Annotated in this window: 24 protein-coding genes; 10 read left to right on the forward strand and 14 right to left on the reverse strand. The window is 38.6% G+C overall.

Features of this window, described 5'->3' with window-relative positions:
- Positions 1–43: 43 nt before the first annotated feature.
- The 3 genes from menD to KZP23_RS11800 are packed head-to-tail and all read right to left on the reverse strand — an operon-like array spanning position 44 to position 3351.
- Positions 44–1711, reverse strand: a complete 1668-nt coding sequence (gene menD / locus KZP23_RS11790; RefSeq protein WP_226336432.1) for a 2-succinyl-5-enolpyruvyl-6-hydroxy-3-cyclohexene-1-carboxylic-acid synthase — start codon at positions 1709–1711, stop codon at positions 44–46.
- Between the two features lie 9 nt (positions 1712–1720).
- Positions 1721–2926, reverse strand: a complete 1206-nt coding sequence (locus KZP23_RS11795; RefSeq protein ID WP_226336433.1) for a chorismate-binding protein — start codon at positions 2924–2926, stop codon at positions 1721–1723.
- Positions 2927–2928: 2 nt separating this feature from the next.
- Positions 2929–3351: a hotdog fold thioesterase gene (locus KZP23_RS11800; protein WP_226336434.1), complete on the reverse strand. Its 423-nt coding sequence runs from the start codon at positions 3349–3351 to the stop codon at positions 2929–2931.
- 54 nt (positions 3352–3405) lie between these two features.
- Between KZP23_RS11800 and KZP23_RS11805 the strand changes: the two genes are divergently transcribed.
- Positions 3406–4035 (forward strand): histidine phosphatase family protein, encoded by a 630-nt coding sequence (locus KZP23_RS11805; RefSeq protein WP_226336435.1) that lies wholly within the window; start codon positions 3406–3408, stop codon positions 4033–4035.
- On the opposite strand, the gene KZP23_RS11810 is transcribed toward KZP23_RS11805, so the two are convergent.
- The 3 genes from KZP23_RS11810 to KZP23_RS11820 form a co-directional block, all read right to left on the reverse strand.
- Positions 4019–4429, reverse strand: coding sequence for a hypothetical protein (locus KZP23_RS11810; protein WP_226336436.1), 411 nt, complete (start codon positions 4427–4429; stop codon positions 4019–4021). The genes KZP23_RS11805 and KZP23_RS11810 overlap by 17 nt on opposite strands.
- Positions 4430–4587: 158 nt before the next feature.
- Positions 4588–5370: a zinc ribbon domain-containing protein gene (locus KZP23_RS11815; RefSeq protein ID WP_226336437.1), complete on the reverse strand. Its 783-nt coding sequence runs from the start codon at positions 5368–5370 to the stop codon at positions 4588–4590.
- 3 nt (positions 5371–5373) lie between these two features.
- Positions 5374–6474, reverse strand: a complete 1101-nt coding sequence (locus KZP23_RS11820; RefSeq protein WP_226336438.1) for a Nif3-like dinuclear metal center hexameric protein — start codon at positions 6472–6474, stop codon at positions 5374–5376.
- A gap of 45 nt (positions 6475–6519) precedes the next feature.
- Here KZP23_RS11820 and lpxK point away from each other — a divergent pair, with 45 nt between their 5' ends.
- From lpxK to KZP23_RS11840, 4 genes are all read left to right on the forward strand, one after another.
- On the forward strand, positions 6520–7587 hold the full coding sequence (gene lpxK / locus KZP23_RS11825; protein WP_226336439.1) for a tetraacyldisaccharide 4'-kinase: 1068 nt from the start codon (positions 6520–6522) through the stop codon (positions 7585–7587).
- A gap of 25 nt (positions 7588–7612) precedes the next feature.
- Entirely contained in the window at positions 7613–9496 is a 1884-nt protein-coding gene (locus KZP23_RS11830) for a putative porin (RefSeq protein ID WP_226336440.1), read from the forward strand.
- Between the two features lie 5 nt (positions 9497–9501).
- Entirely contained in the window at positions 9502–10113 is a 612-nt protein-coding gene (gene miaE / locus KZP23_RS11835) for a tRNA-(ms[2]io[6]A)-hydroxylase (RefSeq protein ID WP_226336441.1), read from the forward strand.
- A gap of 107 nt (positions 10114–10220) precedes the next feature.
- Positions 10221–11465, forward strand: coding sequence for an ABC transporter permease (locus KZP23_RS11840; RefSeq protein ID WP_226336521.1), 1245 nt, complete (start codon positions 10221–10223; stop codon positions 11463–11465).
- 3 nt (positions 11466–11468) lie between these two features.
- Here KZP23_RS11840 and KZP23_RS11845 read toward each other — a convergent pair whose 3' ends face one another.
- Together KZP23_RS11845 and mtaB are read right to left on the reverse strand one after the other, a co-directional pair.
- Entirely contained in the window at positions 11469–11822 is a 354-nt protein-coding gene (locus KZP23_RS11845; RefSeq protein WP_226336442.1) for a DUF805 domain-containing protein, read from the reverse strand.
- 116 nt (positions 11823–11938) lie between these two features.
- Positions 11939–13258, reverse strand: a complete 1320-nt coding sequence (gene mtaB, locus KZP23_RS11850) for a tRNA (N(6)-L-threonylcarbamoyladenosine(37)-C(2))-methylthiotransferase MtaB (RefSeq protein ID WP_226336443.1) — start codon at positions 13256–13258, stop codon at positions 11939–11941.
- Positions 13259–13496: 238 nt separating this feature from the next.
- Here mtaB and KZP23_RS11855 point away from each other — a divergent pair, with 238 nt between their 5' ends.
- Positions 13497–15659 (forward strand): glutamine synthetase III family protein, encoded by a 2163-nt coding sequence (locus tag KZP23_RS11855; RefSeq protein WP_226336444.1) that lies wholly within the window; start codon positions 13497–13499, stop codon positions 15657–15659.
- Between the two features lie 49 nt (positions 15660–15708).
- Here the strand turns inward: KZP23_RS11855 and KZP23_RS11860 are convergent, their stop codons facing one another.
- Positions 15709–16470 (reverse strand): creatininase family protein, encoded by a 762-nt coding sequence (locus tag KZP23_RS11860; RefSeq protein ID WP_226336445.1) that lies wholly within the window; start codon positions 16468–16470, stop codon positions 15709–15711.
- Between the two features lie 286 nt (positions 16471–16756).
- On the opposite strand from KZP23_RS11860, the gene KZP23_RS11865 reads away from it, so the two are divergent.
- Together KZP23_RS11865 and rfbA are read left to right on the forward strand one after the other, a co-directional pair.
- Entirely contained in the window at positions 16757–18211 is a 1455-nt protein-coding gene (locus KZP23_RS11865) for an alpha-L-fucosidase (RefSeq protein WP_317198064.1), read from the forward strand.
- Between the two features lie 158 nt (positions 18212–18369).
- Complete coding sequence (rfbA, locus tag KZP23_RS11870; protein ID WP_226336446.1) at positions 18370–19227, forward strand: glucose-1-phosphate thymidylyltransferase RfbA; 858 nt, start codon at positions 18370–18372, stop codon at positions 19225–19227.
- Between the two features lie 8 nt (positions 19228–19235).
- On the opposite strand, the gene KZP23_RS11875 is transcribed toward rfbA, so the two are convergent.
- Entirely contained in the window at positions 19236–19958 is a 723-nt protein-coding gene (locus KZP23_RS11875; protein ID WP_226336447.1) for a DUF6089 family protein, read from the reverse strand.
- A 180-nt stretch (positions 19959–20138) separates the two neighbouring features.
- Between KZP23_RS11875 and gloA2 the strand changes: the two genes are divergently transcribed.
- On the forward strand, positions 20139–20522 hold the full coding sequence (gene gloA2 / locus KZP23_RS11880) for an SMU1112c/YaeR family gloxylase I-like metalloprotein (protein ID WP_226336448.1): 384 nt from the start codon (positions 20139–20141) through the stop codon (positions 20520–20522).
- Between the two features lie 25 nt (positions 20523–20547).
- Here the strand turns inward: gloA2 and KZP23_RS11885 are convergent, their stop codons facing one another.
- The 3 genes from KZP23_RS11885 to KZP23_RS11895 form a co-directional block, all read right to left on the reverse strand.
- Positions 20548–20943, reverse strand: a complete 396-nt coding sequence (locus KZP23_RS11885; protein WP_226336449.1) for a response regulator — start codon at positions 20941–20943, stop codon at positions 20548–20550.
- A gap of 194 nt (positions 20944–21137) precedes the next feature.
- Positions 21138–22766: a chaperonin GroEL gene (gene groL / locus KZP23_RS11890; protein ID WP_215222927.1), complete on the reverse strand. Its 1629-nt coding sequence runs from the start codon at positions 22764–22766 to the stop codon at positions 21138–21140.
- Positions 22767–22815: 49 nt separating this feature from the next.
- Complete coding sequence (locus tag KZP23_RS11895) at positions 22816–23094, reverse strand: co-chaperone GroES (RefSeq protein ID WP_186756343.1); 279 nt, start codon at positions 23092–23094, stop codon at positions 22816–22818.
- Positions 23095–23314: 220 nt separating this feature from the next.
- On the opposite strand from KZP23_RS11895, the gene KZP23_RS11900 reads away from it, so the two are divergent.
- A complete protein-coding gene (locus KZP23_RS11900; protein WP_226336450.1) occupies positions 23315–24022 on the forward strand; it encodes a hypothetical protein in 708 nt (235 codons plus the stop codon).
- A 35-nt stretch (positions 24023–24057) separates the two neighbouring features.
- Here the strand turns inward: KZP23_RS11900 and KZP23_RS11905 are convergent, their stop codons facing one another.
- Positions 24058–25035 carry a sterol desaturase family protein gene (locus tag KZP23_RS11905; RefSeq protein WP_226336451.1) on the reverse strand — a complete coding sequence of 326 codons (978 nt, stop codon included), beginning with the start codon at positions 25033–25035 and terminating at the stop codon, positions 24058–24060.
- Between the last annotated feature and the right edge of the window lie 16 nt (positions 25036–25051).

Below are 25051 nucleotides of genomic sequence, written 5' to 3' on the forward strand. Positions count from 1 at the left end.
AACACTTTATCTTAAATAAAATGTGTTGGCTTGTTTCCGTTCTTTATTTTAACATCTTTTTGAAGGTTTTTAGTATTTCGGCATTTTTAACGCTTTCTGATTTTACTTCTAGGATTTTAGGCCTGATAGAGGGGTGATAAAAGTCCTCCAGTGCATTTTCTAATTCTATCTCATCTTTGGCCGTATAGTATTTAAAATTAAAATCCTTGGCTAAGTTTTCTGCTTGAAGGGACTGTTTGGTTTCAAAGAATTCTTCAAGCTCTGCTTGTTTGCTAGGTCCATCTATCAATCGGAAAATGCCTCCGGCTTGATTGTTTAAGAGAATAATTCGAAGGTTATTAAAAGGATAATTGTGCCAGAAGGCGTTTCGGTCATAAAAGAAGGCCAAGTCTCCAGTGATCAAGGTGACAAAATCTTTGGTGGTAAAGGTGCATCCTACCGCTGTACTGTTGGAACCATCGATTCCACTGGTACCTCTATTGCAGATGATTTCTTGTTTTCTTGGCCCTAAGAAATTTACATAGCGAACAGACATGCTATTGGCCAGGTGTAACTTGGAGTTGTGAGGAATGTGTTTCAGTACCTCGTAAATGGCTTTGAATTCTCCGAAATCAATACCTTCCAAGGCATTGGTTATTTTTGTTTCAAGTACTTTATTGGCGTCATACCAAGTCTGGTAAAATGATGTATTGGTCTCTCCAAGATAGGAATGGATGAATTTTAAAAACTGGGGAGTACCACAATAAATTTGTTTCGATAGGCCCTGATAGGTGTCGGGAACTTCTCCTCCCGCTTGAATATGCCAATGGTCTGCATTTGATTCCCGCAGAAATAGTTTTAAGGCTTTTGAAATAATTGATTTACCAAAGCTGATGATCAAGTCGGGTTTTAGGGCGTTTTTGTCTATCAGGGGAATTAACTGATCATGGTAGTTGATAGTATGTTCGGATTGTAGGTTGCTGATTGTATCCGTAACGATGATAGCTTGTTTTGCTTTTGAAATATTATCTAGAAGTTCCTGTAGCGCTTTATTAGGGAGTTGTTGCCCCGGAACAATAATGATTTTATCATATGAGTGAAGTTGAGTTTTAAGTTTGATGAGGGCTTCATCAGATAAGATCATTTCAGCACTAATCTGTTCAACGACACGAACAGGAATGCCATAATCGAATTTTTCATTTTCAGTAGGATAAAAGGGCTCTCTTAACGGGATATTTATATGCACGGGGCCAGCAGGGAAGCTTTGGGCAAGATTGCAGGCCTCGTTACTGATTCGATTAGCATGCCATATTTTATCCTTATGGGAAAAATCATCAGGAAAGCAATAATCCTTTTTGATATGTCTTCCATAAATTTTTTCCTGTCGAATCGTTTGGCCGTCCCATTGGTCAATCCACTCATTGGGTCTATCAGCAGTGATCACTATTAGTGGGATTTGTTGAAAAAATGCTTCTGCAACTGCCGGGGCGTAGTTCAATGCAGCTGTTCCACTGGTACAAACCAGTACAACTGGTTTTTTGAGTTGCTGAGCCATACCCAAGGCAATAAATGCCGCAGAGCGCTCATCTGAAATGGTTCTACAGTGAAGATCAGGATGTCTGGCAAAAGCCAAGGTGATTGGTGCACAGCGAGAACCTGGAGAAAGAATAATGTTATTTACGCCTTTTTTGGCGCAAATATTCGCTAGATCGATGAGTGGTTGAATGATCAAAATAGGCGCTTATTGAATGAATTTACCAATGATTTCACATTTAAGAGAGGTTTCCTCCCATTCTTTTTCCGGGTTAGAGTCTTCGGTTACTCCTGCGCCGGCATATAGAATGACTTCCCCATTTAAAATTTGTGCCGTCCGTAGATTGACATAAATGGAGGTTTGGTTTTCAATATTTACTGGCCCGATGAATCCAGAAAAGAAAGATCTGTCAAATTTTTCATGTTTTAGAATGAATTCCATGGCTTTGTCCTTGGGGGTACCACATACAGCAGAGGTAGGATGAAGAAGTTTGAGCATGACTGCCCCGAGTTGGGGGAAGTTGGTGGCTTCCATATCTACTCTGAAATCAGATCTTAGGTGAAGTAAATTGCCTGCCAAAACTGTTTTTGGTCCGTTTTCTTCATATTCTCTCAGTCTGATTTTTTTGAAGTTACTGACAATATACCTGCTGACCAGGGCTTGTTCCTCGATTTCCTTTTGTGTCCAAGCGGCATTTTTTATAGGGTTGTCGCCTTGGGCTCTTTGCGTGCCTGCCAATGCCATGGTGTAGAAATATTTTCCCTCAGTTTTGATCAAAATTTCCGGAGTTGCTCCTAGCCAGGTACCTATGTTAGGAATATGGAAAAAGTTGACAAAGGTATTGGGGTAAGCCTTGCATAAGCCTAAAAAGGTTTTTATCAAATCAAAGTTAGACTTAGGTTTGATTTTTTTGACCCTTGAGGGGACTACTTTAGCCATTTCCCCGGAATTTATGGCAGATATCCCTGCTGAAACAAAATTGATGAAGTCTTCTTTGGTTGAAGAAGCCGTGTCAGATAGTGTTTTTGGTACATGGTTTTGTTGCCAGAAGTTTTTGATGAAATCTTTTATTTCTGTATGTTTTGTTTGTTTGGAAAGGAAGTCCTCATCAAGCTCCTCAGGAGATATAGGCATATCTAAATCAAGTTTGATATAGTCTGTGGCTTTAAGAAAATAAGCTTTATGGTCTGCATCCTGAGAAAAAGTATGGGCTATAAAACCTGCAGGGAGTTGGTCCAAGTCCAAGTCGACTTTTTTTATTTTCTCGGTTTTGTCAACAATGACTTGTACCGTCGTACTCTTTGGAGATTTCCAAATAGCAATTTGATGACCACCTTTTAGTGCGTCATAGAGCTTCCAAGAGATAAATTCCTCTAGACAAATGGTCTTTGGTTGGGCGGTTGATATATCCATTATTATTTTTTATCCAGGACAGCTATGGTGATCCTGCTTATACAAATTAAAGTATTGGATTCAGCGTAGATTTTAATTTCCCAAACATGCGTTTTTTGACCAATATGAATTGGTCGGGCAATTCCTATTACTTTTCCATCTTTAACAGATTTGAGGTGATTAGCGTTTATTTCCAATCCAACACAATATTTTTTATCCGTGTCAATGCAACAGGTGGCAGCCACACTTCCAAGTGTTTCTGCCAGGACCACACTAGCTCCTCCATGTAACAATCCAAAGGGTTGTTTTGTTCTGTGGTCTACTGGCATGCTCGCCTCGATAAAATCATCTCCGATTTTTGTAAATTGAATACCCAGATAGCCGGACATGCTGTCCTGACCTAGTTTATTCAAAAAATCGACATCGAGGTTTTGATTAAATATCATGTATTTTGGAATAAAAACGTTTTCTTTGAAAATTGTAAACAAAAATACGGAATCTTGAGTACTAAAAAAATCTACCTCGTTCGTCATGGACAGACGGATTATAATTTAAAAGGTGTGGTACAAGGCAGCGGGATAGATGCTCCCATCAATGAAATGGGGCGGCAGCAAGCAGAAGCTTTTTATGATGCCCACAAGCATATTAAATTTGATAAGATTTATTTTACAGGTCTTCAAAGGACACGTCAGTCAATCGCCGGATTTTTAGATAATGGGACACCCTATGAATCAGTAGTGGATTTTAATGAAATCAGTTGGGGGAAATATGAGGGTGTTCCGATGAGTAAGGAGGAGCATAGTTACTACCAAAGCATGCTTCAGAAATGGTCTGAGGGGAACTTGGATTATAGTATTGAAGGAGGTGAATCTCCAAATCAAGTGTATAAGCGCCTAGAAAAGGGACTAAATTATGTGTTGGAGCAGGGAGGGAATACGATACTAATTTGTATGCACGGGCGTGCCATGAGGGTAATGCTGAGCTTGATGCTGGATTATGATCTGAGGTTTATGGATGTTTTTGAACATCATAATTTAGGATGCTATGAATTGACATATTTTGAAAATGGCCGTTTTATGATGGACAGATATAATAATGTCAAGCACTTAAAGCTTAAAGGACTGATTTGATCGCTTTTACCTGTTTTTTATCTAATGAAGCATAAAAGCTAGATAATAGGTCTTGATAACTTTCCTTGGATTCGCTCAAATCGATAATTCGGAAGGCTATTTCCTGTAAAGGCTTTTCCATGGATTTATTGATTTGAACCATTGTCTGTCCAAATTGACACTTGTCAAAATCACAATCAGGGACTTTGATAAATAATACAGCATCAGAATTGCCATTGTAAGTTTTTGTGTCAAATTTTTCGAAGAAATTTAGTTCTATGAATTCGGGGCTTGATTTAAGCTCTTTTAATTCTTTTTTGCTAAATATAACGACGAATGTTTTTTCTTCTGATGCTTTGCAGAACACGGAAGAAGTAATGAGGGTGAATAGGGTAATTAATAATAAATGCTTCATGAAGAAATATATAAAATTAATTACGAGTAATCAAGTGCTTGAGCTTCAATTGTATGTTAAAAAATCTAAATCTTCAAAATATCGTTAATGTGAGGTTTTGGATTAAGATAAAAAATGGAGATAAAAAAAAGGCTGTCAATTTTGACAGCCTTTTTTTATCATTTCTTGCTTTTTGCCTTTGTAGCTCTTTTTTTCTTTGGAAGTGTTTCGTCTTCGATCTCGTCAGCAACATCTGCTAGGATTCTTCCACAATGCTCACATACGATAATCTTTTTCTTTTCTCTAATATCTGCCTGTCTTTGAGGGGGGACGATATTAAAGCAGCCACCGCATGCACCTCTTTTAACTTCCACTACAGCCAAACCGTTCTTGGCATTGGCACGGATTTTTTTATAGGACTTGATAATTCTTTCTTCGATCTTTTTCGTAGCTTTTTCTCTTTCGGCCTTTAGCTTTGATTCTTCAGCTTCACTCTCGGCAACTATAGTGTCAAGCTCCTCTTTTTTGGTGTCAAGGTCTTTCTTCCTATCCTTAAGTGTTTCTTGTAGATCCTGTAAGTCTGAATTTTTTCCATCAATTCTCGCCTCAGCTTCGCCAATCTTCTTTTTGGAAACCTGGATTTCCAAATCTTGGAGTTCCAATTCTTTGGTGATGGCGTCATACTCACGATTGTTTCTGACGTTCATCTGCTGTTCCTGGTACTTTTTGATCAGCTTTTCGGACTCTTTAATAGCTTCTTTGTGACCTTTGATTTCGTCCTCAAGCGCTACGATGTCATTGTTGAATTTTTCTAACCTTGTCTCGTAACCAGCTATTTCGTCCTCTAAATCTTGAACTTCCTCAGGAAGGGCTCCCCGAATTTTAAAAATCGCGTCTAAACGGGAATCTATTTTTTGAAGATTATAAATGGCTTCAAGCTTCTGTGCAACTGTACTTTCCATGTACTATATGTAAGTTATGGGATTCGTAATGACTTTTGTCAAATAGAGTGCAATATTACTAAAATTTTGTGACAATATATCCAATAATAACTCTTTTGTGTGAATTTCACTTTCGTAATGTCCAATGTCTGATATAACTATTTGATTTTCAGCGTCAAAGAATTCATGGTATTTTATGTCAGATGTAATGAAAATATCGGCTTTTGCAGCTTTGGCTGCACCAAGTAAAAATATTCCAGCCCCGCCACAAACTGCTACCGTATTTATGGGCTTGTCTCTCAGGTGAGTATGTTTGATGACATTTAGTCCCATTGATGCTTTTAGATGGAGTAGAAATTCTTTTTCATTCATTGGTTTTTCCAGTTCCCCTAGCATGCCCGCGCCTACTTCTTGAAATTCATTGACTGTTTCCTGAAGATAATAGGCTACCTCTTCATAAGGGTGGGATGATTTTAGGGCAGCGATCACTTTTCTTTGTAGGTGTCCAGGGAAAATTAGTTCAATTCTATTTTCCCTTACATTTTCCGCCTTGCCTTTTTCTCCTATGCTTGGGTTGGCTTGATCTGAAGGAAGGAAACTTCCTTTGCCTTGAGTAGTGAAGCTACATTTACTGTATTCTCCTATAGCGCCTGCCCCCGTTGCATAAAGCGCCTCTAATACACTATCGGTGTTTTCGATAGGAACAAATGTCGTCAGCTTCATTAATAAGCCCTTTTTTGGGGCTAAGATCTGGGTGTTTATGAGGCCAATTTTATCACAGATTTTTTTGTTCACTCCAGTATGGATATGGTCCAAGTTGGTGTGTATGGCATATATGGCAATTTCGTTTTTGATGGCCTTAAGCACAGTTCTCTCTACGTAATTTTTTCCTGTAAGGCTTTTTAGCCCCTTAAATATAATAGGGTGATGAGCGACAATCATATTGCAGCCTAGAGAGATAGCTTCTTCTACTACGTCCTCAGTGACATCTAGAGTACATAGTATACCTTTTACTTCTTCATGAGGATTGCCAGTGATTAGTTGCGCATTGTCGTATGACTCTTGAAATGAAGGAGGGGCTATGGTTTCCAGGTAGGAAACTACATCTCTAATCAAATTAACCATATATTTGTATTTACCTTTTGATCCAAAATTATAAAAAATTAAGTAATGCAGCCCTATCAGTACTTTATGTATCCTTTTTCTCTTTTATATGATGGGATTACCCGTTTGAGAAATAGGATGTTTGATACGGGGGTGAAAAAGAGTATAGTGTTTGAAATCCCTACTATTGTAGTTGGAAATCTGGCTATTGGAGGAACAGGGAAGACGCCTATGGTTGAATTTTTTGTTGAGAATTTTAAAGGATCTCATGAGCTGGCTTGTTTGAGCCGAGGTTATGGTCGAAAGACTCAAGGTTTTATTTTGGCAGGATCTGGAGCAACTGCTGATGAGCTCGGAGACGAGCCCTTTCAGATTTTTTCCAAGTACGGTCATGAAATTACTGTAGCAGTTGGAGAACAAAGGATTTTGGCTATTCCGCAAATAATAGCAGAAAATCCAGCTACTGAATTGGTGGTTTTGGATGATGCTTTTCAGCACAGGTATGTAAAGGGGGACATGAATGTGCTGTTGACCACTTTTCAAAAGCCATTTTTTGAGGATCATGTTTTGCCCATGGGGACTTTGCGGGAAAGCCGTGAAGGGGCGAAAAGAGCGGATGTTGTGGTAGTGACGAAATCTCCGAAAGAATTAGAGGAAAGGACCAAGCAGGAATACATAGCGAAAATCCGTCCTTATGTGAAAAAACATTGCCCTGTGCTTTTTGCAGGGCTTAATTATGGTGAACCTTATAATGTTCGTAGTCATGAGAAAGCAGATGTTCAGAAGGTTGTTTTGGTCAGTGGTATTGCCAATAATAAATTACTGAAGGAATGGGTGGAAGCTAAATATGAGCTCCTAGAAGTGTTGGAATACAGTGATCACCACCATTATAATGAAAAAGACCTCAGGTTTATGCTAGAGCGTATGGAGGCTTATAGGGATGAAAATCCGACCCTTCTTACCACTGAAAAAGATGCTGTAAAACTTAATGCCAATAAATTTCTTCCTTATTTGCAAGAAATTCCGATTTTTGCGGTGCCCGTCCAGGTGAAATTTGAAGAAAAGGACAGGGATACCCTGCTGGACATGGCATCAAAAGTCATTAGAAACAAAGCCTATCAAAGTGAAGTGTAAACAGCTAATTGTCTTATTTTTATTCATGCTTGTGAGCAGCATGACCACCTTCGGGCAAACCAGTAGAGGGCAAGAGGCTACTGGTGAAGGAAAGCAGGAAGATCAGCAGCAAAGGAGAGGGGGGCTTATAGATGATTCTACAAAGATGGTCTATGGACCAAAAACTTCACTTTATTTTCTGGAAAAGAATGTTCGCTTCAATAAAATGGAGAAGACACCTTTGGATACTGGGCTGACTAATTTCCATAATTTTGAACCTGTTTTTAAAAGTGGAAACAGGTATCAGGATTTGGGAAATTTGGGAAGTGCAGCAAAGCCTGTATATTATGACCTTCCTGGGAAGATTGGGACTACTTCGGGTTTTGGTGTTTATGACCTTTACTACAAGTCGCCAGATAGTTTGAAATATTTCGATACTAAATCTCCCTACACTAAGCTGGAAGCTTTTTATGGTGGAGGAAACCGGAATATGTTGAATGTGGAATTTGCCAGGAATATCACACCTACTTGGAATGTAGGATTCAACTTTAACACTATTAGGGCGAGAAAGACACTGAACCCTAATGCCAGGGATGATAATATGGCCGAACAAACCAGTTATTCTATTCATACCAATTATCAATCTGATAATGGTAAGTACAGACTTCTGGCTAATTTTTCCCGAATGCACCATAAGGTTTTTGAGCAAGGAGGGATTATATCTCCTGAAGTAGACAGTACCTCTCTGTATTTTACCTATGAAGATTCAAAGGTTTGGTTGAGTAACAGTGAGGCGGTGGACTTGAGGCAAGATTATCATCTTTATCAGCAGTTTGAAATCCTTAAAGGCTGGCAAATTTATCATGTTACGGATTGGAGGAAACAAGGGGTCTCCTTTGTGTCTGATCTAACTACCAGTGATTCAGTATTTTTTAATCAGTTCAATCAAAACAGATTTATTAATCAAGATACTACCCAAAATTATCATCGATTTGTGGAGTTTAACAATGAGGCTGGTTTCAAGGGAGATTTTGGTCCCGTATATTATAATGCTTATGTGAAATACCGCAGTGGCTCATTGGGCAGCCCATATTTTGAAAGAGATAATAATTTCAATGAGTTTTATGTGGGAGGAGCTTTAAGGGGAGATATTAATGAGAAATGGTCTTTTGAAGCGGAGGGAGAATATTTGGTGCCTGAAGGGTATCGTTTAAGGGGCTATTTTATTTCCCCCTATTTGGATGTCACATACACCAAAGCCTCCTATAAGCCCACTGCCATGCAGCAGATGTACCGGGGGAATCACTATCGGTGGACCAATGATTTTTCCAATACAGGAGTAGATCAGATAAAAGGAGAAATAAAAGCAGATTTTGCCAAGCTCTCAGTGCGGCCTAGCCTGACCTTGAATAGAGTGAATAAGTATGTTTATTTTAACCAGAGTCAAGAGGCTGAACAGATAGACGGTGAGGCGTATATGGTGGTGCCTGGTATAGAAACGAGTTTTAGGTTTTGGAAAAAATTAGTATGGCAAAGTGAGGTGATTTATACTTCTATTTCTGGAGATGCTGCTGATAAGTTTAGGATTCCTGAATGGTATATCAGAACAAGACTTTTCTTTGACGGACCAATGTTTGACGAAAACTTGTTTATCCAGTTTGGACTTGAAGGCCGTTATAAAAGCGATTATTATGCGGAGGCATATATGCCAGCCACCCAGCAGTTTTATCTACAAGATGATTTTCTTATTGAGGCTTATCCAGTGGTAGATGCTTTTGTGAATTTAAGAATAAACCGTACCAGAGTTCTTTTCAGGTATAATCATGTTAATAGTAACTTATTAAATGTACCAGGCTATTTTGTGACTCCGGATTTTACAGGTTTGAAAGGTTCTTTGGATTTGGGAATAAGTTGGTATTTCTTTGATTAGATGATATGAGTTGGGAGGAAAGTACTAAAAACAAAATGTTGAATCTACAATTGCCTACCGATCCGAGGTGGGTAGATATTGCCTCGATGAATTTGGAGGATATATTGGTAGATCATGCATATTGTGAACAAAAAGCGGCTTCATCATGTATTTCTTTAATTCTTCGGTTTCCGGATTTGGAAGAATTGGTGGAGGTGTTGACACCCGTAGTAGCTGAGGAATGGGCCCATTTTGAAAGGGTGATGGAGCAGATCAGGAAGAGAGGATTTAAATTTGGGTTTCCCAGAAAAGATGAATATGTAACCAAATTGAATCAATTTGTCCGCAAAGGAGGTTCAAGGATTGCTCAATTGACAGAGCATTTATTGATGAATGCCTTGATAGAGGCCAGAAGCTGTGAACGCTTTAAATTGCTTTGGAAAAATATAGCAGATGAAGAGCTTCAACATTTTTATTATGAATTAATGATTTCAGAGGCGGGACATTATGTGAATTTTTTGGAATTGGCGCGAAAATACCAGCAGCCCGAATTGGTTAATAAGCGGTGGAAGGAATGGTTGGCTTATGAGGCGGAGGTGCTTAGGAATATTGATGTTCGCTCAGATAGGATGCATTAATTAATTGACGGCTTCATTTGGCTATTTTTAGGGGAATTTATTGGTTTTAGGAGGTTTTTATTCCTATTATGAGCCTGATTTTTATCCAGAACAAGGAAAGATTGAATATGGAATTGCTTGAAAACATTAGAGAAGCGATGCGGTCAATTAAATCAAATTGGCTAAGGACCATTCTGACTGGTTTGATCATTGCTATTGGGATTACTTCTCTTGTAGGGATGCTTACGGCGATAGACGGGATGAAAGCGCAGATTGAAGAGAGCTTTTCTGGATTAGGAGCAAATAACTTTGATGTTAGGACCAAGAGGGAATCTGGTCAGCGGGTTACCAAGGATGGGATTACAGAGAAAAGTTATCCTCCAGTAAGTTATAGGGAAGCTTTGGACTTTAAAGAAGAATACGGACGCAATGGATTGTCGACTGTTTATATAATGGTTTCAGGTTCTTCGGAGGTGAAAAGAGGTTCTGTTACCACCAATCCCAATACACGCATCACAGGGATAGATGAGAATTATTTATTGATCAAAGGGAATGATTTAGCGCAAGGTAGAAATTTCAGTAATGTAGAAATTCGCTATGGTAATAATGTTTGTATTATTGGAAGTGAAATAGCAGAAACGTTGTTTGATGATGGAGAAGAGGTAATAGGGGCATATGTGTCATTTTTTGGTAATAGGTACACGGTAGTAGGTTTATTGGAGGAGCAGGGGGCTGTGGGAGGTGATTCAGGTGCAGATAGAAATATTTTTATTCCTGTGGAGAATGCCTCTAGATTGGATCAAAGCGGTACTTTTAGGTATACAATTACAGCGGCTTCAGCGGATCCTGCAAAAATGGATTTTGAAATGGGGCAGGCGATAGGGATCATGAGAAAAGTAAGAGAGGATAGGGTAGGTCAGGAAGATTCTTTTGAAGTGGTCAAGTCCAATAATGTGGGGGAAAGTCTGGAGGAAGTGGCTGGGTATTTAAGGATAGGAGGTTTTAGTATAGGTTTTATTACTTTGTTAGGCGCTTCTGTGGGATTGATGAATATCATGTTGGTTTCAGTTACCGAAAGGACTAGGGAAATTGGCATCAGAAAGGCTTTGGGGGCTACCCCAAGAAGAATCAGGATTCAGTTTTTAATAGAGGCGGTGGTGATTTGTGTTATTGGAGGGATTTTTGGAGTGCTATTAGGGATGGGGATAGGGAATATAGTGGCAAGTTTAGTTGGTCCAGGAGGTTTTTTAGTTCCGTGGCTTTGGATGATCCTGGCTTTTATTGTATGTGTTTTGGTAGGATTGATCTCTGGGGTTATCCCAGCCATTAAAGCGAGTAGATTAGACCCTATTGAAGCATTGCGCTACGAATAAGTTTTAAACAATATCCGTTTTTCGTGGATCGGGACCATATTGGTTTTTTCCACTTTGACCTTCTTTGATTGCCAGGAAGATGAAGCCTATAAGGTTTACAGGTGGTGGAATCAGCAGATAGAGGGCATACTTCCAGTCCATTCCAATATCATGGAATCTTTTGATTGCTTGTACCAATAATAATACAATGGTGGTGATTAAGAGAATACCAAAAATCACAAAAGTCAGCCAATTGTGTTGTTTGATGGATTCATATATGAGCATCAAGCAAAGCAAATTTATAAAATAGAATATTATAAAAAGCAATAGATACTTTCTTCTGGTGATCCTTCCAGTTGGTTCGAGGATAGTTTTCATAGCTAGAAATTTTAAGCAATTCTATTTTTAGTTAACAATAAAATACAAATATTTGTTTGCTTAAGCTATGATGGTCCAATAAAAAAGCACGCTTATTACAACGTGCCTCCTTAATATTAGTGTTTTTCGTATATTGTTTCAGGTTCTAAAACCTCAACAGTGCCCTTTTCATTGATCTCGTTTAGGGTGACTCTTTTAATTTCATTGATTAGCAAAGGATCGTATTTGGCGGAAACTCGAATGTAATTTTCAGTAAACCCATGCATTTTGCCGTCTTCTATGTCCTCTTCAAACAAGACATCAGATGTTTGTCCGAGGTTTTCTTCATAGAACTTACGCTTTTTCTTTTCAGAGAGAATTCTGAGCATTTTACTGCGCTCATGTCTTGTTTTCATAGGGACGACTTCCTCCATTTCAGTGGCTCTTGTATTGGCTCTTTCTGAATAAGTGAAAACATGTAGGTAACTTACTGGTAATTCATTTAGGAAATTATAGGTTTCCAAGAATAATTCATCTGTTTCCCCCGGGAATCCGACGATGACATCTACTCCTATACAGCAATGAGGCATAAGGGATTTGATTTTGGTAACCCTGTCCACATAAAGCTCTCTTAAATATCTCCTGCCCATTTTTCTCAATATGGTATTACTGCCTGATTGTAATGGGATGTGAAAATGCGGTACAAATCGCTTAGATCTAGAGACGAATTCAATTATTTCATTGGTAAGCAAGTTAGGCTCAATAGATGAAATCCTGAATCGATCTATTCCTTCGATGTCATCTAAAGCAATGACCAGATCAGAGAATTTTTCTTTTCTTTTTCCATTTTGGATACCAAAGTCGCCAATGTTTACTCCAGTCAATACCACTTCTTTAACATCTGTTTCAGCGATCTCACTGGCAGATGTTAAAATATTATCAATTGCATCACTACGGCTTTTTCCTCTAGCTAGTGGGATTGTACAAAAGGCACATCCATAATTGCAGCCGTCTTGAACCTTAAGGAAGGTTCTTGTACGATCATGCATGGAATAAGCGTTATTAAAGGCAGTAGCTTCTTGGATTTCTGAAGCGAGTACCTTGGTTTCTTGTTCCTTGGCAAAACCATCAAGTAACTCAATAAGCCTGAATTTCTCGGCTGCCCCTAAGACAGCATCTACACCTTTGATTTCGGAAATCTCTTTAGGTTTTAATTGGGCATAGCAGCCAATAATGGTCACATAGGAGTTAGGAGATATTTTTTTAGCTTCCTTGACGATCTTTTTACATTTTTTGTCGGCATTTTCTGTTACCGAGCATGTATTAATGATAAATATGTCAGGATTATCCTCGAATCCCACTTTTTTATAGCCCTTTTCCTCAAATTGACGGCTAATAGTGGAGGTTTCTGAATAATTCAGCTTACAACCCAACGTATAAAATGCTACCTTTTTCAAACCTAACCTAATGTGTGTTTTTCAATGAGATGCAAATTTAAGTATATTATTTCAGATTGCAATTTCTGGTTCATTCTGAGGAATTTGCGCTAAAACAGTGGGTTTCGTGTTGATTTGAAGCTTTTTTTTGTGAAATAATGTGTTTTTTACAAGGATTGGCTCAAAAAAATACGATTTTTCTTTTTATTTCAGATTTTTGCGTATCTTCGCTACTGTTTTTAAACCACATTATTAAAACATGGCGACTTTACGACAAAAATCATTAATGATGGTGCAGTCAAGAGAGCAAGTGTCTTTTGAAGCTCCGTCTCACAAAATTTCTGATTATTATGGTTCTGAGGTTTTCGGTTTGACCGAAATGAAAGAATCATTAGCTCCAACCGTATACAAAAAGGTTAGCGAGGCGATTGAAAAAGGATCTAAAATAGATTCCTCAAGTGCAGAAGAAGTAGCTACCGCTGTTAAAGCTTGGGCTTTATCAAAAGGGGTAACTCATTACACTCACTGGTTCCAGCCATTGACTGGTTCTACTGCAGAGAAGCATGATACTTTCTTTGATGCACACGGTGGGATTGAGAAATTTAAAGGTTCAGCTTTAGTTCAGCAGGAGCCAGATGCCTCTTCTTTCCCAAATGGTGGTATCAGAACTACATTTGAAGCCAGAGGTTATACTGCATGGGATCCTAGTTCTCCAATGTTCATCTTTGAGAACACCCTTTGCATCCCAACGATTTTTGTTTCTTATACAGGTGAAGCGCTTGATTATAAGACTCCTTTATTGAAGTCAGTAGATGCAGTGAGCTCTGCAGCTGCTCAGATTTGTCAATTGTTTGATAGAAATGTGAAGAAGGTAACGCCTTCTTTGGGTGTTGAGCAAGAGTACTTTGTTATTGACAAAGCACTTTACGCTGCAAGACCTGATTTGGTGATGTCTGGTAGAACTGTATTTGGCCACAACCCTGCTAGGGGTCAACAATTGGATGATCACTACTTTGGTTCTATCCCAAGTAGGGTGAAAGCATTCATGAAGCACTTTGAGATTGAGGCTTGGAAATTGGGTATCCCTGTTTCTACTCGTCACAATGAAGTAGCTCCAGGTCAGTTTGAGGTAGCTCCAGTATTTGAAGAAATGAATAAGGCTACTGATCATAACCAATTATTGATGGACATGATGGACAAGGTTGCTGATCAGCATGACTTGAAAGTCTTGTTCCATGAGAAGCCGTTTGCCGGACTTAACGGTAGTGGTAAGCACAACAACTGGTCTTTGATCACTGATTCAGGTGTGAACTTGTTCCAGCCAAGCAATTCTGCTAGAGAGAATCTTCAGTTCTTGACTTTCTTGATAGCTACTATCAAGTCTGTTTATGACCACGCTGATTTGTTAAGAGCAAGTATTGCTTCTGCAGGTAACGACTTTAGACTTGGTGCTAACGAAGCTCCTCCAGCGATTATTTCTGTATTCTTGGGTTCTACCTTGACAGAAGTATTGGACGAACTTGAGAAAAACGGTAACATCAAGATTGAGAAAGGTGATAACATGTATATGAAATTAGGTATCAACAAGATTCCTGAAATCATATTGGACAACACCGATAGAAACAGAACATCTCCATTTGCCTTCACTGGTAACAAGTTTGAATTCAGAGCTGTAGGTTCTTCTTCAAACGTTGCTGGTCCAATGACTGCTCTTAACGTGATCGTGGCGGATACTCTTCGTCAGATGGCCAAAGACATTCAGGCAGAAATCGATAAAGGTAACGAGAAGAAAATCGCTATCGTTAATGTATTGAGGCAATACATCAAAGACAGTAAGAAAGTACGTTTCGAAGGAGACGGTTACTCTGAAGAGTGGGAGAAAGAAGCTGAGAAAAGAGGTCTTTCTAACTTGAAGAGCACTCCATTCGCTTTGGACGTTCTTTTGAGAAAAGAAACTGCTGATCTTTACGAAAGACATAGTGTATTGAATGAAACTGAACTTCATGCAAGGCATGAGATCAGATTGGAGAACTATATCATGAAGGTTCAGATTGAATCTCGTGTTATGGGGGACTTGGCATTGAACCATATCATTCCAACTGCTATTCAGTACCAAAACAAGTTGATCGAAAACGCTAACGGTCTTAAAGGTCTTGGTTTAGATGCCAAAGCTGTTGTGGAGACCATCAGTGAAATCAGTAAGCATATTTCTTCATTGAAAGATAATGTTCTAGCGATGATCGATGCTAGAAGAACATTAAACAAAGAGGAGGATATTGCTAAGAGAGCTAAAGGTTATAGCACAGAAGTGAAAGATGCTTACTTCGACAAAATCAGATATTCTGCTGATAAGCTTGAATTGTTTGTTGATGATGAGTACTGGCCATTGGCTAAATACAGAGAGATGTTATTCTTGAAATAAGGTGATGTCAGAATAGATAATAAGAAAGCCGGGTTTTGCCCGGCTTTTTTCATTCGTATGGATCGTATTGGTTGAGCTCAGCCAATTCTATAAATAGTTCGGATACTTTTTCGGTTACATCTTTGAAGTATTTTTCACCTTTTTCTTTTGAGGAAAGTTTTGGGTTACCGATTCCAGTGTCCTTGGTTACTCGGCTCCATTTTCTTTCTGACCAAGCCCATCCTTCACGGATTCCTTTTACCAATGATTTTCTTTCTTCACCTAGCCCGGCCTCATCCAGTGGACGGACCAAATTGGGATGTAAGTGCATGATTAAGCTTGTTTCCATTTCGTCTGCATGGTCTCCTTCATGCTCAAAGTATTCTGATTTATCCAGGGCTTTAAACCAATTGCAGCTTGAGAAAAACATGTCTGGATATTTGAGTCCCAATTCCCTTAAGATAGTTTTAAAATCATTTCCACCATGACTGTTTAAGATGAGTAGTTTTCTGACTTTTTGTCTATGGAGAACTTCTGCCAAATCATTGATAATGGCCAGTTGGGTACTTGGATTGAAGTTCATGTCAAGGAATATGTCTGCCTGTCCTGTATTTACCCCATATGGAATCGTGGGGAGAATCATTATTTTGGCTCCTCTTTCGTAGGCGATTCTCCCTGCTTCTTCAGCAATGGCATCGGCCTCATAGATATCTGTTCCGTAAGGTAGGTGGTAGTTGTGAGCTTCTGTCGCGCCCCATGGTAGTATGGCCAAATCTATCATGGCATCTTTTAAATCTTTCCAGTTTGCTTCAGCAAGCATGTATGGTCTCATAGGCAATTTTGATGGTTTTTGAGATGGATTTATTTTAAAGAATGTATTTTTGGTTCTGTTTATATTTAAAAAGGAGAAATATGGATCGATCACCAATCCATTTTCATAATATAATAATTTATTGTTCAAATTTTTAATGCCAAGAGGGGATTTTGGATTCTTAGCCCTATTTTTCTTTTTATGGTAAATGTTTACGTATTTAATAAATCTTTTATAAAAATTTTAATTATCAAATAAAAGTTGTAGATTTATTTTCTTGAATAATTGCCCTGAATTAGCGAGACCAATGAGTATCAGAAAAAGAATAATTACTTTATCATCACTATTTGCAGGTATTTGCCTGTTGGGACAAACAGTATTGGCTCAACAAGATAACTTGCATCGCCAATCTTCTGTGTATGAGGCTCCAAAAGATCCTTTGGTGGTAGAGAAGCTAGAAGAATGGCAAGATTTGAAGTTTGGGATGATCATTCATTGGGGATTGTATGCGGTTCCTGGTATGATAGAATCATGGGCACTTTGTTCTGAAGACTGGATCAATAGAGATAGTACTTTTACTTATAATGGATTTAAGGATTGGTACTGGGGCTTGAAGGATCAATTTAATCCAGTTGATTTTGACCCTGACCAATGGGCAGATGCAGCCGAAGCTGCCGGAATGAAATATTTGGTTTTTACAACCAAGCATCATGACGGTTTTAATATGTTTGATACCCAACAAACTGACTATAAGATCTCAGATGGGCCTTTCAAAAACAATCCAAAATCTGACGTAGCCAAATATGTGTTTGAGGCTTTCAGGAAAAAAGACTTTATGATCGGGGCTTATTTTTCTAAGCCTGACTGGCATTCCCAGTATTACTGGTGGTCACGATATGCAACACCAGACCGCAATAATAATTACGATATTAGGAAGCATCCTTGGAGGTGGAATAAGTTTAAGGAATTCACCTTCAATCAGATCAGTGAGTTGATGCATGGATATGGCGATATAGATATTCTTTGGTTAGATGGTGGATGGGTAAGGCCTTTGGAAACGGTGAATGATGAAGTGAGGGCTTGGGGAGCAAGGATACCAGAGTGGAGCCAGGATATTAATATGCCAAAAATTGCTGAGATGGCAAGGGAGGCTCAACCGGGTTTAATCATGGTAGATAGGACTGTCCATGGAGCTTATGAGAACTATCAGACGCCTGAACAAAGTGTTCCAGAAAGTAAAATTGATAATCCTTGGGAGTCCTGTATGACCTTAGGCCATGCTTGGGGTTATGTACCCAACCAAAAGTATAAATCGGTAACGAAGGTTGTACATACATTAGTTGAAGTGGTTGCGAAGGGTGGAAGTTTATTATTAGGAGTGGGCCCAACTCCAGAGGGGTTGATACCGGATGAGGATGTGAAGCGATTGAAGGGAATAGGCGACTGGCTTGATGTAAATGGTAAAGCGATTTATGGAACTAGAACGGTAGACTTCTATCAGGATGTGGATGTTTATTTTACTCAAAATGTAGATACCGGGAAAAGATATGCTATTAAGTTGATCGGAGAAGGAGAAGAAATTCCTGATTTGATTACTTGGTCTTCCGAGCAGCCTGTTAAAGGAAATAAGGTTACCTTATTGGATGGTGGTAAGAGATTAAGTGTCAAAAAAGATCAAGATGAATTACAAGTGAAAATATCAAATTCAGTAAAACATAGAATAAAGCAACAAGAAGCCTTGGTTTTTGAATTTGAGAATTAATAAAAATATTTATTAGGGTCAAAGCCTGGGGGGAAGGATTCCCTTCGGGCTTTTTTTTGACTACTATGGTGAGTTGGCTTATTGTTTGATTATTGAAGTCCAAATTTAATATTTGGTAAACAAGCCTTATCTTAGCGATTAGAAGAAAGATTTTTAATATGAAGGGGATTATTCTTGCCGGGGGATCCGGAACACGTCTTTATCCATTAACTATTGCTGTAAGTAAGCAATTAATGCCAGTGTATGATAAGCCGATGATTTATTATCCTTTGTCTGTCTTGATGATGGCCGGAATAAACGAGATATTGATTATCACGACTCCAGAGGATTCTGAAGCCTTTCAAAAACTGTTGGGGGATGGATCTCATCTGGGATGTAAATTTTCATTTGCTATACAGCCCAAACCAGAAGGGCTTGCTCAGGCTTTTGTGATTGGTGAGGAATTCATTGGTGATGACAAGGTGGCTCTCATATTGGGTGATAATATATTCTATGGCTCAGGATTACAGGAGACCTTAATGAAGCATACAAATCCGGAAGGAGGGGTAGTTTTTGCTTATCATGTTAACGACCCACAACGTTATGGTGTCGTGCAATTTGATGAGGAGCAAAAGGCGATTAGTATTGAGGAAAAACCGGAAAAGCCAAAGTCTAATTATGCTGTTCCTGGTCTTTATTTTTATGATAATAGGGTGGTAGAGATCGCAAAAAATATTAAGCCCAGTTCTCGTGGTGAGTTGGAGATTACGGATGTCAATAATGTTTATCTTAAAGAGGAGAAGTTAAGTGTTGGGATATTGAGCCGTGGGACTGCTTGGTTGGATACGGGTACCCATCAGTCCTTATTGCAAGCGGCTCAATTTGTGGAAGTAATTGAAGAGCGGCAAGGACTTAAAATTGGCTGTGTGGAAGAGGTGGCTTATAGGAAAGGTTTTATCAATAAGGAGCAGTTGTTAAAATTGGCCAGTGAGTTGGGTAAAAGTGGTTATGGTGTTTATTTGAAAAGGTTGGTTTAAATAATGATTTAATTAGGTCTTTTTTTCCAGAAGGGGAAAGGAGAAAGATACCTTTTTACGAAGAACTGACCTTGAATAAGCATGTCGTTCGTAGTGTTTGAGCCTTCATTCCCATCGAGATAATCAGAAAAAGTGCTTAAAAGTGTACCTTCAAATCCCAGGTCCCAATGGGGGCTGATACCCATGCTGGCCCCAATTCTAATCGGGATATAGATTGAGGTAGAGGTAGCGTCTTGAATCTGTACTTCGTTTGTTTTGGCAATTGCTTGTTCTCTAAAGACCATAATTATTCCCAATCCAAGTCCTCCATAGAAGTTGTATTTTGGTCTTTCGATGTGTGAATCATAAACAGAGAGGTAAAATTCGGGCATTAAATCAAGGGTGTAAGCGTTTCCCGAAAAAGCATAGGCTTTGTTTTCTTCACCCCATTGTATGGCCAGATCAGGGATATAATCCAGGTTACTGGAAACAGGCTGAAAACCAAACGTGCCTCTTAAGTTGGTTCTTCTTGATATTTTGGATGCTAGACCAAGGCTGAAGGCTGGGAAAATTGGGAATTCAAAATTTCTGTATGGACCTCCATTATCTGCATATATTGATGCGGGCCCTATTCCTAAGTGGGCAGAATACTTTCGGGGTGTTTTTTCGATATAGAAGTTTTGGGCACCAGAAAATTGGCTTGATATCAGAAAAAAAATAAAACTGAGGGACAATAATTTCTTGCTGATCATTTCTGGATTTTATGGCTTGGTTTACAATAGATTAGGTGTAATGTTAGGATAATAAAAACATTAGCAAGCATTGTACCATTTTTTGGTGTTGGAATAAATAACTTTGTTTTATGTGCTAATTTTAGTGTTAAGTATAGTTTTTGTTTAATACCTTTTCTATTTCATTTTAATGCCGAGAATATGCTTAATGGAATTCATCATATTGCCATAATTTGTTCAGATTATCCACAGTCAAAATGGTTTTATACTGAGGTTTTAGGCTTGAAGGTAGAACGGGAGGTGTTTAGGAGAGAGAGACAATCCTACAAGCTCGATTTATCTTTGAATGGTAAATATGTGATAGAGTTGTTCTCCTTTCCTGACCCGCCTAAAAGGTTATCAAGACCCGAGGCTTGTGGATTACGTCATTTGGCTTTTTCTGTGAAGGATTTGGATAAGACAGTTGATTTATTGGACAAAAAGGGAGTGGATACAGAAGAAATCAGGATTGATGAATGGACAGGGAAAAGATTTGTCTTTTTTTCTGATCCAGACGGTTTGCCTATCGAATTTTATGAAATGTAGGAAATATTGTAGAGGGGCAGAAAGTTCACCTGTCTTTGACGTGCTCAGGTATGATTTCGAAAAGCTTTTCGTTGGTTAAAGGTTTTTCAATGAAGCCTTTTACACATGTATATTCTTGGGATTTTTTTCTGTCCTGAAAATCAATAGAACTGGAGAGCATTAAAATAATATCATTTCTTTCCCGGCATTTTATTTCATATTGGTCCAAAAAATCCCAACCGTTCATTACGGGCATGTTGATGTCCAAGAGTATGAGTAACTTTTTTTCTGTTCCAAGCTTGATGATTTTTTCCAGCGCAACTTCTGCTTCAAGAAACTCATCGACATTAGCGCTTAGATTCGTTTTACCGATTAATCTTTTGTTGATGAGATTATTGATAGGGTCGTCATCTATTAAAACAATTGAATCAAATGAATACATCAATCGTGCCTTATAATTTCATGGTTTACTATGCCAATTCAAGGTAAGATACAATTATATTTTAAGTTTTGAAAAATTATTGGATCGCTGATTTGTACTTTTTTAATGTTGTTCCTTAGATATCCAGACAAAAAAATAAGGGAACTGATTATCAGTCCCCTTAAAATATATGTTTTCCAGTGTATGGAGGATGATTACATCATGCCACCCATTCCTCCACCACCCATTGGAGGAGCTGCTGGAGCTTCTTCTTTAACATCTGCTACTACACATTCGGTAGTCAATAGTAATGCAGCGATAGAAGCAGCGTTCTCAAGGGCCAATCTAGTTACTTTAGTTGGGTCAATTACACCTGATTCAAACAAGTCTTCAAACTTGTCAGTACGGGCATTATAACCAAAGTTACCAGTTCCTTCTTTGATCTTATTGATTACTACAGATCCTTCAGCACCTGCGTTAGCTACGATTGATCTTAGAGGAGATTCAATAGCTTGCTTGATAATGTTAATACCAGTGTCCTGATCATCATTGTCGCCTTTCAATCCGTCAAGGGCAGAGGAAGCTCTGATCAAAGCTACACCACCACCGACAACAACACCTTCTTGAACGGCAGCTCTTGTTGCGTGAAGTGCATCATCAACACGGTCTTTCTTTTCTTTCATTTCTACTTCAGTAGCGGCACCAATATAAAGAATGGCTACACCACCGGAAAGTTTGGCCAATCTTTCTTGAAGCTTTTCTCTGTCGTAGTCTGAAGTGGTTTTTTCAATTTGAGATTTGATTTCAGCAATTCTAGCTTCGATAGCAGACTTTTCACCAGCACCGTTAACGATAGTAGTGTTATCTTTATCGATATTTACTTTTTCAGCAGTACCCAAGTACTCAACAGTAGCATTTTCTAGTTTATAACCTCTTTCTTCAGAGATAACAGTTCCACCAGTAAGGATAGCGATGTCTTCCAACATAGCTTTTCTTCTGTCGCCAAAACCAGGGGCTTTGACAGCTGCTACTTTCAGGGCTCCTCTGATTTTGTTAACTACCAAGGTAGCTAGAGCTTCACCGTCTACATCTTCAGCAATGATCAAAAGTGGCTTGCCTGACTGAGCAACTGGCTCCAAAACAGGAAGTAATTCTTTCATGGAAGAAATCTTCTTGTCATAGATCAAGATATAAGGATTCTCCAGTTCAGCTTCCATTTTTTCAGTGTTGGTAGTGAAGTATGGAGAAAGGTAACCTCTGTCAAACTGCATACCTTCTACAGTTCTAACTTCAGTTTCAGTACCTTTAGCTTCTTCTACAGTGATAACGCCATCTTTACCCACTTTGTCCATGGCATCAGCTATCATATTGCCGATTTCCTCGTCATTGTTAGCAGAGATAGTACCTACCTGAGCGATTTCTTTAGACGTAGAGATTTCTTTAGAAGTAGCTTTCAGTTCAGCTACAACCGCTGCTACAGCCTTGTCAATACCTCTTTTAAGGTCCATTGGGTTAGCACCGGCTGCTACGTTTTTGATACCTACGTTGAAGATGGCTTGTGTCAATACAGTAGCTGTAGTAGTACCGTCACCTGCATTGTCAGCAGTTTTGGAAGCTACTTCTTTCACTAGTTGAGCACCCATGTTTTCGATAGGTTCTTCCAATTCAATTTCTTTGGCTACAGAAACACCATCTTTAGTGATCGTAGGTGCACCAAATTTTTTGTCAATAATTACATTTCTGCCTTTTGGGCCTAATGTTACTTTAACTGCCTCAGCAAGAGCGTCAACTCCTTTTTTTAGTTTGTCTCTTGCATCTGTATCGAAAAATAATTCCTTTGCCATTTTAATTTACTTTTAATGTTTTGTTTGATTAAACTTTTAAAGTGGGGGGTTAGAGAATAGCAAAAATGTCTGATTCTCTCATGATCAAATAGTCAGCACCTTCAACGGATAACTCAGTACCGGCATATTTGCCATAAAGTACAGTGTCACCTACTTTTACGGTAAGTGGTTCGTCCTTTTTACCGTTTCCAACAGCTACTACAGTGCCTTTCTGTGGTTTTTCTTTGGCAGTGTCAGGAATATAAAGTCCAGATGCTGTTTTCTCTTCAGCTGCAGCAGGCTCAACTAGAACTCTATCTGCAAGCGGTTGGATGTTCACTTTTGACATAATCTTATTGTTTTTTTTAGGTTAGTTCTATGTTCTGAATGCCTCTATTACATTTCTTGTGCCAAGTGAAAAATCCATCAATTACATGACAGAAAGTCGGAAAATAATGGAGAGGGGTGTCAGGTTTGACGCTTTGAAGTTGATCTTTCTGTCAATTTTGCTTTTTTGAAATTCGCTTCTATGTCAGTTTTTTATTAAATTTTATAAAACTATATCCTCTATGAAAACATTGTCAGATAACTGGATTGTAGAAGGCTGGATTGATTTTGAGTATAAGAAATATTTGCTTCTGGCTTATTTGAAGCAAGTGGACAGGCATTTCAGTAAGGCCAAGTTATATCCTCCTCTTGCTGATTTGGTAAGGCATTATGAGACCCTGATGGGCTTTTCTAATAAGAAAGAGATGCTCAAACAAGCCTTCCCCAAGAGATTGACAGGTGTAGACTATAAAAAGGCGGAGCTGAAAAAGACCATGGATATGCCCGATGATGAAATGATGAGAGAACTGGAAGAGATAATGGCTTATTCTATACCAAAGATCAAAGAACAGATAGAGCAAGGTAAAACCATCTATGAATTGATTGAAAGTAATCTTGAGATAGAACCGATTGGTTTGAGTCCTATCTATCAAAAGGAAGGTTATGTGTTTTTTTCATTTGATCACTCATCTGAGATATTCATCTACCGATATAAAGTTAAGCTTTTTGAAAATAGCTTTGAAAAATTAAGGGGGATCGCTTTTAGTTATTTGGATAAACAGAAAAATTCACTGGCTCACAGCTTTGAACAGATCAAGCTAGAATTGGTCAAGACTAATAGAGATTTGCCCAATCCAGCGACTTGGAGAGTCCATAGCAAAAAGCAGGTGCCCTTGTTAGAAACGGTCGTTCCTATTAGCAAGAAGGCTTTGATGAAAAAGATTGCATAAAAAAAGCGCCCATTTATAGGCGCTTTTAATTTTATTTATTCTTTCTTTTGGAGTAAAGAAGGTTCTTTTTCATTCAGAATGGGGGCAGGTCCAGATTTTGTTTCTGTTAGTTCTGCTTGTGCCTCTTTTAATTTCTGTCTTCGGGTTTCTCTGTTTTTTATTACCTCGTCACCTGGTTTTCCAAATAGGATTTTATAAGCTTCTTTTGAATTTTCGGCTTGTTTTAAATCTTTTACAATATCATACCACTCGTGAAAAACTAGATAAACAGGGTTATAAGAGGTTACTGGTTTAGTGATGCCATAATTAGGTCTTTCTCCTTCCGCCATGAAGGTTCCGAACATCCTGTCCCATATGATAAAGGTGGAACCATAGTTTTTATCCAGATAATGCTCGTCACTGGCATGATGTACCCTATGGTGGGAAGGAGTGGTGAAAATATATTCAATAGGCGCTGGCAGTTTTTGGATATATTCGGTATGAATCCAAAACTGGTACAATACTGCAATTTGATGGCAGATAAAGAATACAAAAGGATCAAAACCTATCATCACCACCGGGATAAAAAATATGAATTTGATATGCTGGGTCCAGCTCAGTCTAAATGAGACAGAGAAATTATATTTGCTGGAATTGTGATGAGTGACATGGGTAGCCCACCAAAACCGCTGTTCATGAGCGACTCTGTGTGCCCAGTATCTCGCAAAATCAATGGCTATAAAACATGGAATAAAGGACCACCAAGTTGGTGGAATTTTCCATGGAACGATATTCCAAAAGAACAAAACAGCGGAGAATAGCGCTACCTTGATTAACGCGCTTATGCCCACGTTGATCAGGCCAATTGACGATGCCGCTAAGAAATCTTTGCCATCGTATGAATCTCTGTTTTTGTAAATACTTAATCCCCATTCTGCAAATACCAATGCGAACATTACAGGTGCAGCCCATAAGATGATATTAGGCCAGTCATTTGCTCCTATATCTTCAAGGCTTTGATAGTTTTCAAACATAAAATATAATTTAACT

The organism is Echinicola marina (assembly GCF_020463795.1).
Taxonomy (GTDB): Bacteria; Bacteroidota; Bacteroidia; order Cytophagales; family Cyclobacteriaceae; genus Echinicola; species Echinicola marina.

Bases quoted from the DNA above. Each gene is read 5' to 3' on its own strand.
- miaE (WP_226336441.1), top strand. From the start codon at position 9,502: ATGAGTTGGGAGGAAAGTACTAAAAACAAAATGTTGAATCTACAATTG.
- KZP23_RS11865 (WP_317198064.1), top strand. From the start codon at position 16,757: ATGAGTATCAGAAAAAGAATAATTACTTTATCATCACTATTTGCAGGT.
- KZP23_RS11830 (WP_226336440.1), top strand. From the start codon at position 7,613: ATGCTTGTGAGCAGCATGACCACCTTCGGGCAAACCAGTAGAGGGCAA.
- KZP23_RS11810 (WP_226336436.1), bottom strand. From the start codon at position 4,429: ATGAAGCATTTATTATTAATTACCCTATTCACCCTCATTACTTCTTCC.
- KZP23_RS11845 (WP_226336442.1), bottom strand. From the start codon at position 11,822: ATGAAAACTATCCTCGAACCAACTGGAAGGATCACCAGAAGAAAGTAT.
- gloA2 (WP_226336448.1), top strand. From the start codon at position 20,139: ATGCTTAATGGAATTCATCATATTGCCATAATTTGTTCAGATTATCCA.
- KZP23_RS11795 (WP_226336433.1), bottom strand. From the start codon at position 2,926: ATGGATATATCAACCGCCCAACCAAAGACCATTTGTCTAGAGGAATTT.
- lpxK (WP_226336439.1), top strand. From the start codon at position 6,520: ATGCAGCCCTATCAGTACTTTATGTATCCTTTTTCTCTTTTATATGAT.
- KZP23_RS11885 (WP_226336449.1), bottom strand. From the start codon at position 20,943: ATGTATTCATTTGATTCAATTGTTTTAATAGATGACGACCCTATCAAT.
- rfbA (WP_226336446.1), top strand. From the start codon at position 18,370: ATGAAGGGGATTATTCTTGCCGGGGGATCCGGAACACGTCTTTATCCA.
- KZP23_RS11875 (WP_226336447.1), bottom strand. From the start codon at position 19,958: ATGATCAGCAAGAAATTATTGTCCCTCAGTTTTATTTTTTTTCTGATA.
- KZP23_RS11840 (WP_226336521.1), top strand. From the start codon at position 10,221: ATGGAATTGCTTGAAAACATTAGAGAAGCGATGCGGTCAATTAAATCA.
- KZP23_RS11895 (WP_186756343.1), bottom strand. From the start codon at position 23,094: ATGTCAAAAGTGAACATCCAACCGCTTGCAGATAGAGTTCTAGTTGAG.
- KZP23_RS11820 (WP_226336438.1), bottom strand. From the start codon at position 6,474: ATGGTTAATTTGATTAGAGATGTAGTTTCCTACCTGGAAACCATAGCC.
- KZP23_RS11860 (WP_226336445.1), bottom strand. From the start codon at position 16,470: ATGAGACCATACATGCTTGCTGAAGCAAACTGGAAAGATTTAAAAGAT.
- KZP23_RS11900 (WP_226336450.1), top strand. From the start codon at position 23,315: ATGAAAACATTGTCAGATAACTGGATTGTAGAAGGCTGGATTGATTTT.
- KZP23_RS11815 (WP_226336437.1), bottom strand. From the start codon at position 5,370: ATGGAAAGTACAGTTGCACAGAAGCTTGAAGCCATTTATAATCTTCAA.
- KZP23_RS11800 (WP_226336434.1), bottom strand. From the start codon at position 3,351: ATGATATTTAATCAAAACCTCGATGTCGATTTTTTGAATAAACTAGGT.
- KZP23_RS11905 (WP_226336451.1), bottom strand. From the start codon at position 25,035: ATGTTTGAAAACTATCAAAGCCTTGAAGATATAGGAGCAAATGACTGG.
- KZP23_RS11855 (WP_226336444.1), top strand. From the start codon at position 13,497: ATGGCGACTTTACGACAAAAATCATTAATGATGGTGCAGTCAAGAGAG.
- groL (WP_215222927.1), bottom strand. From the start codon at position 22,766: ATGGCAAAGGAATTATTTTTCGATACAGATGCAAGAGACAAACTAAAA.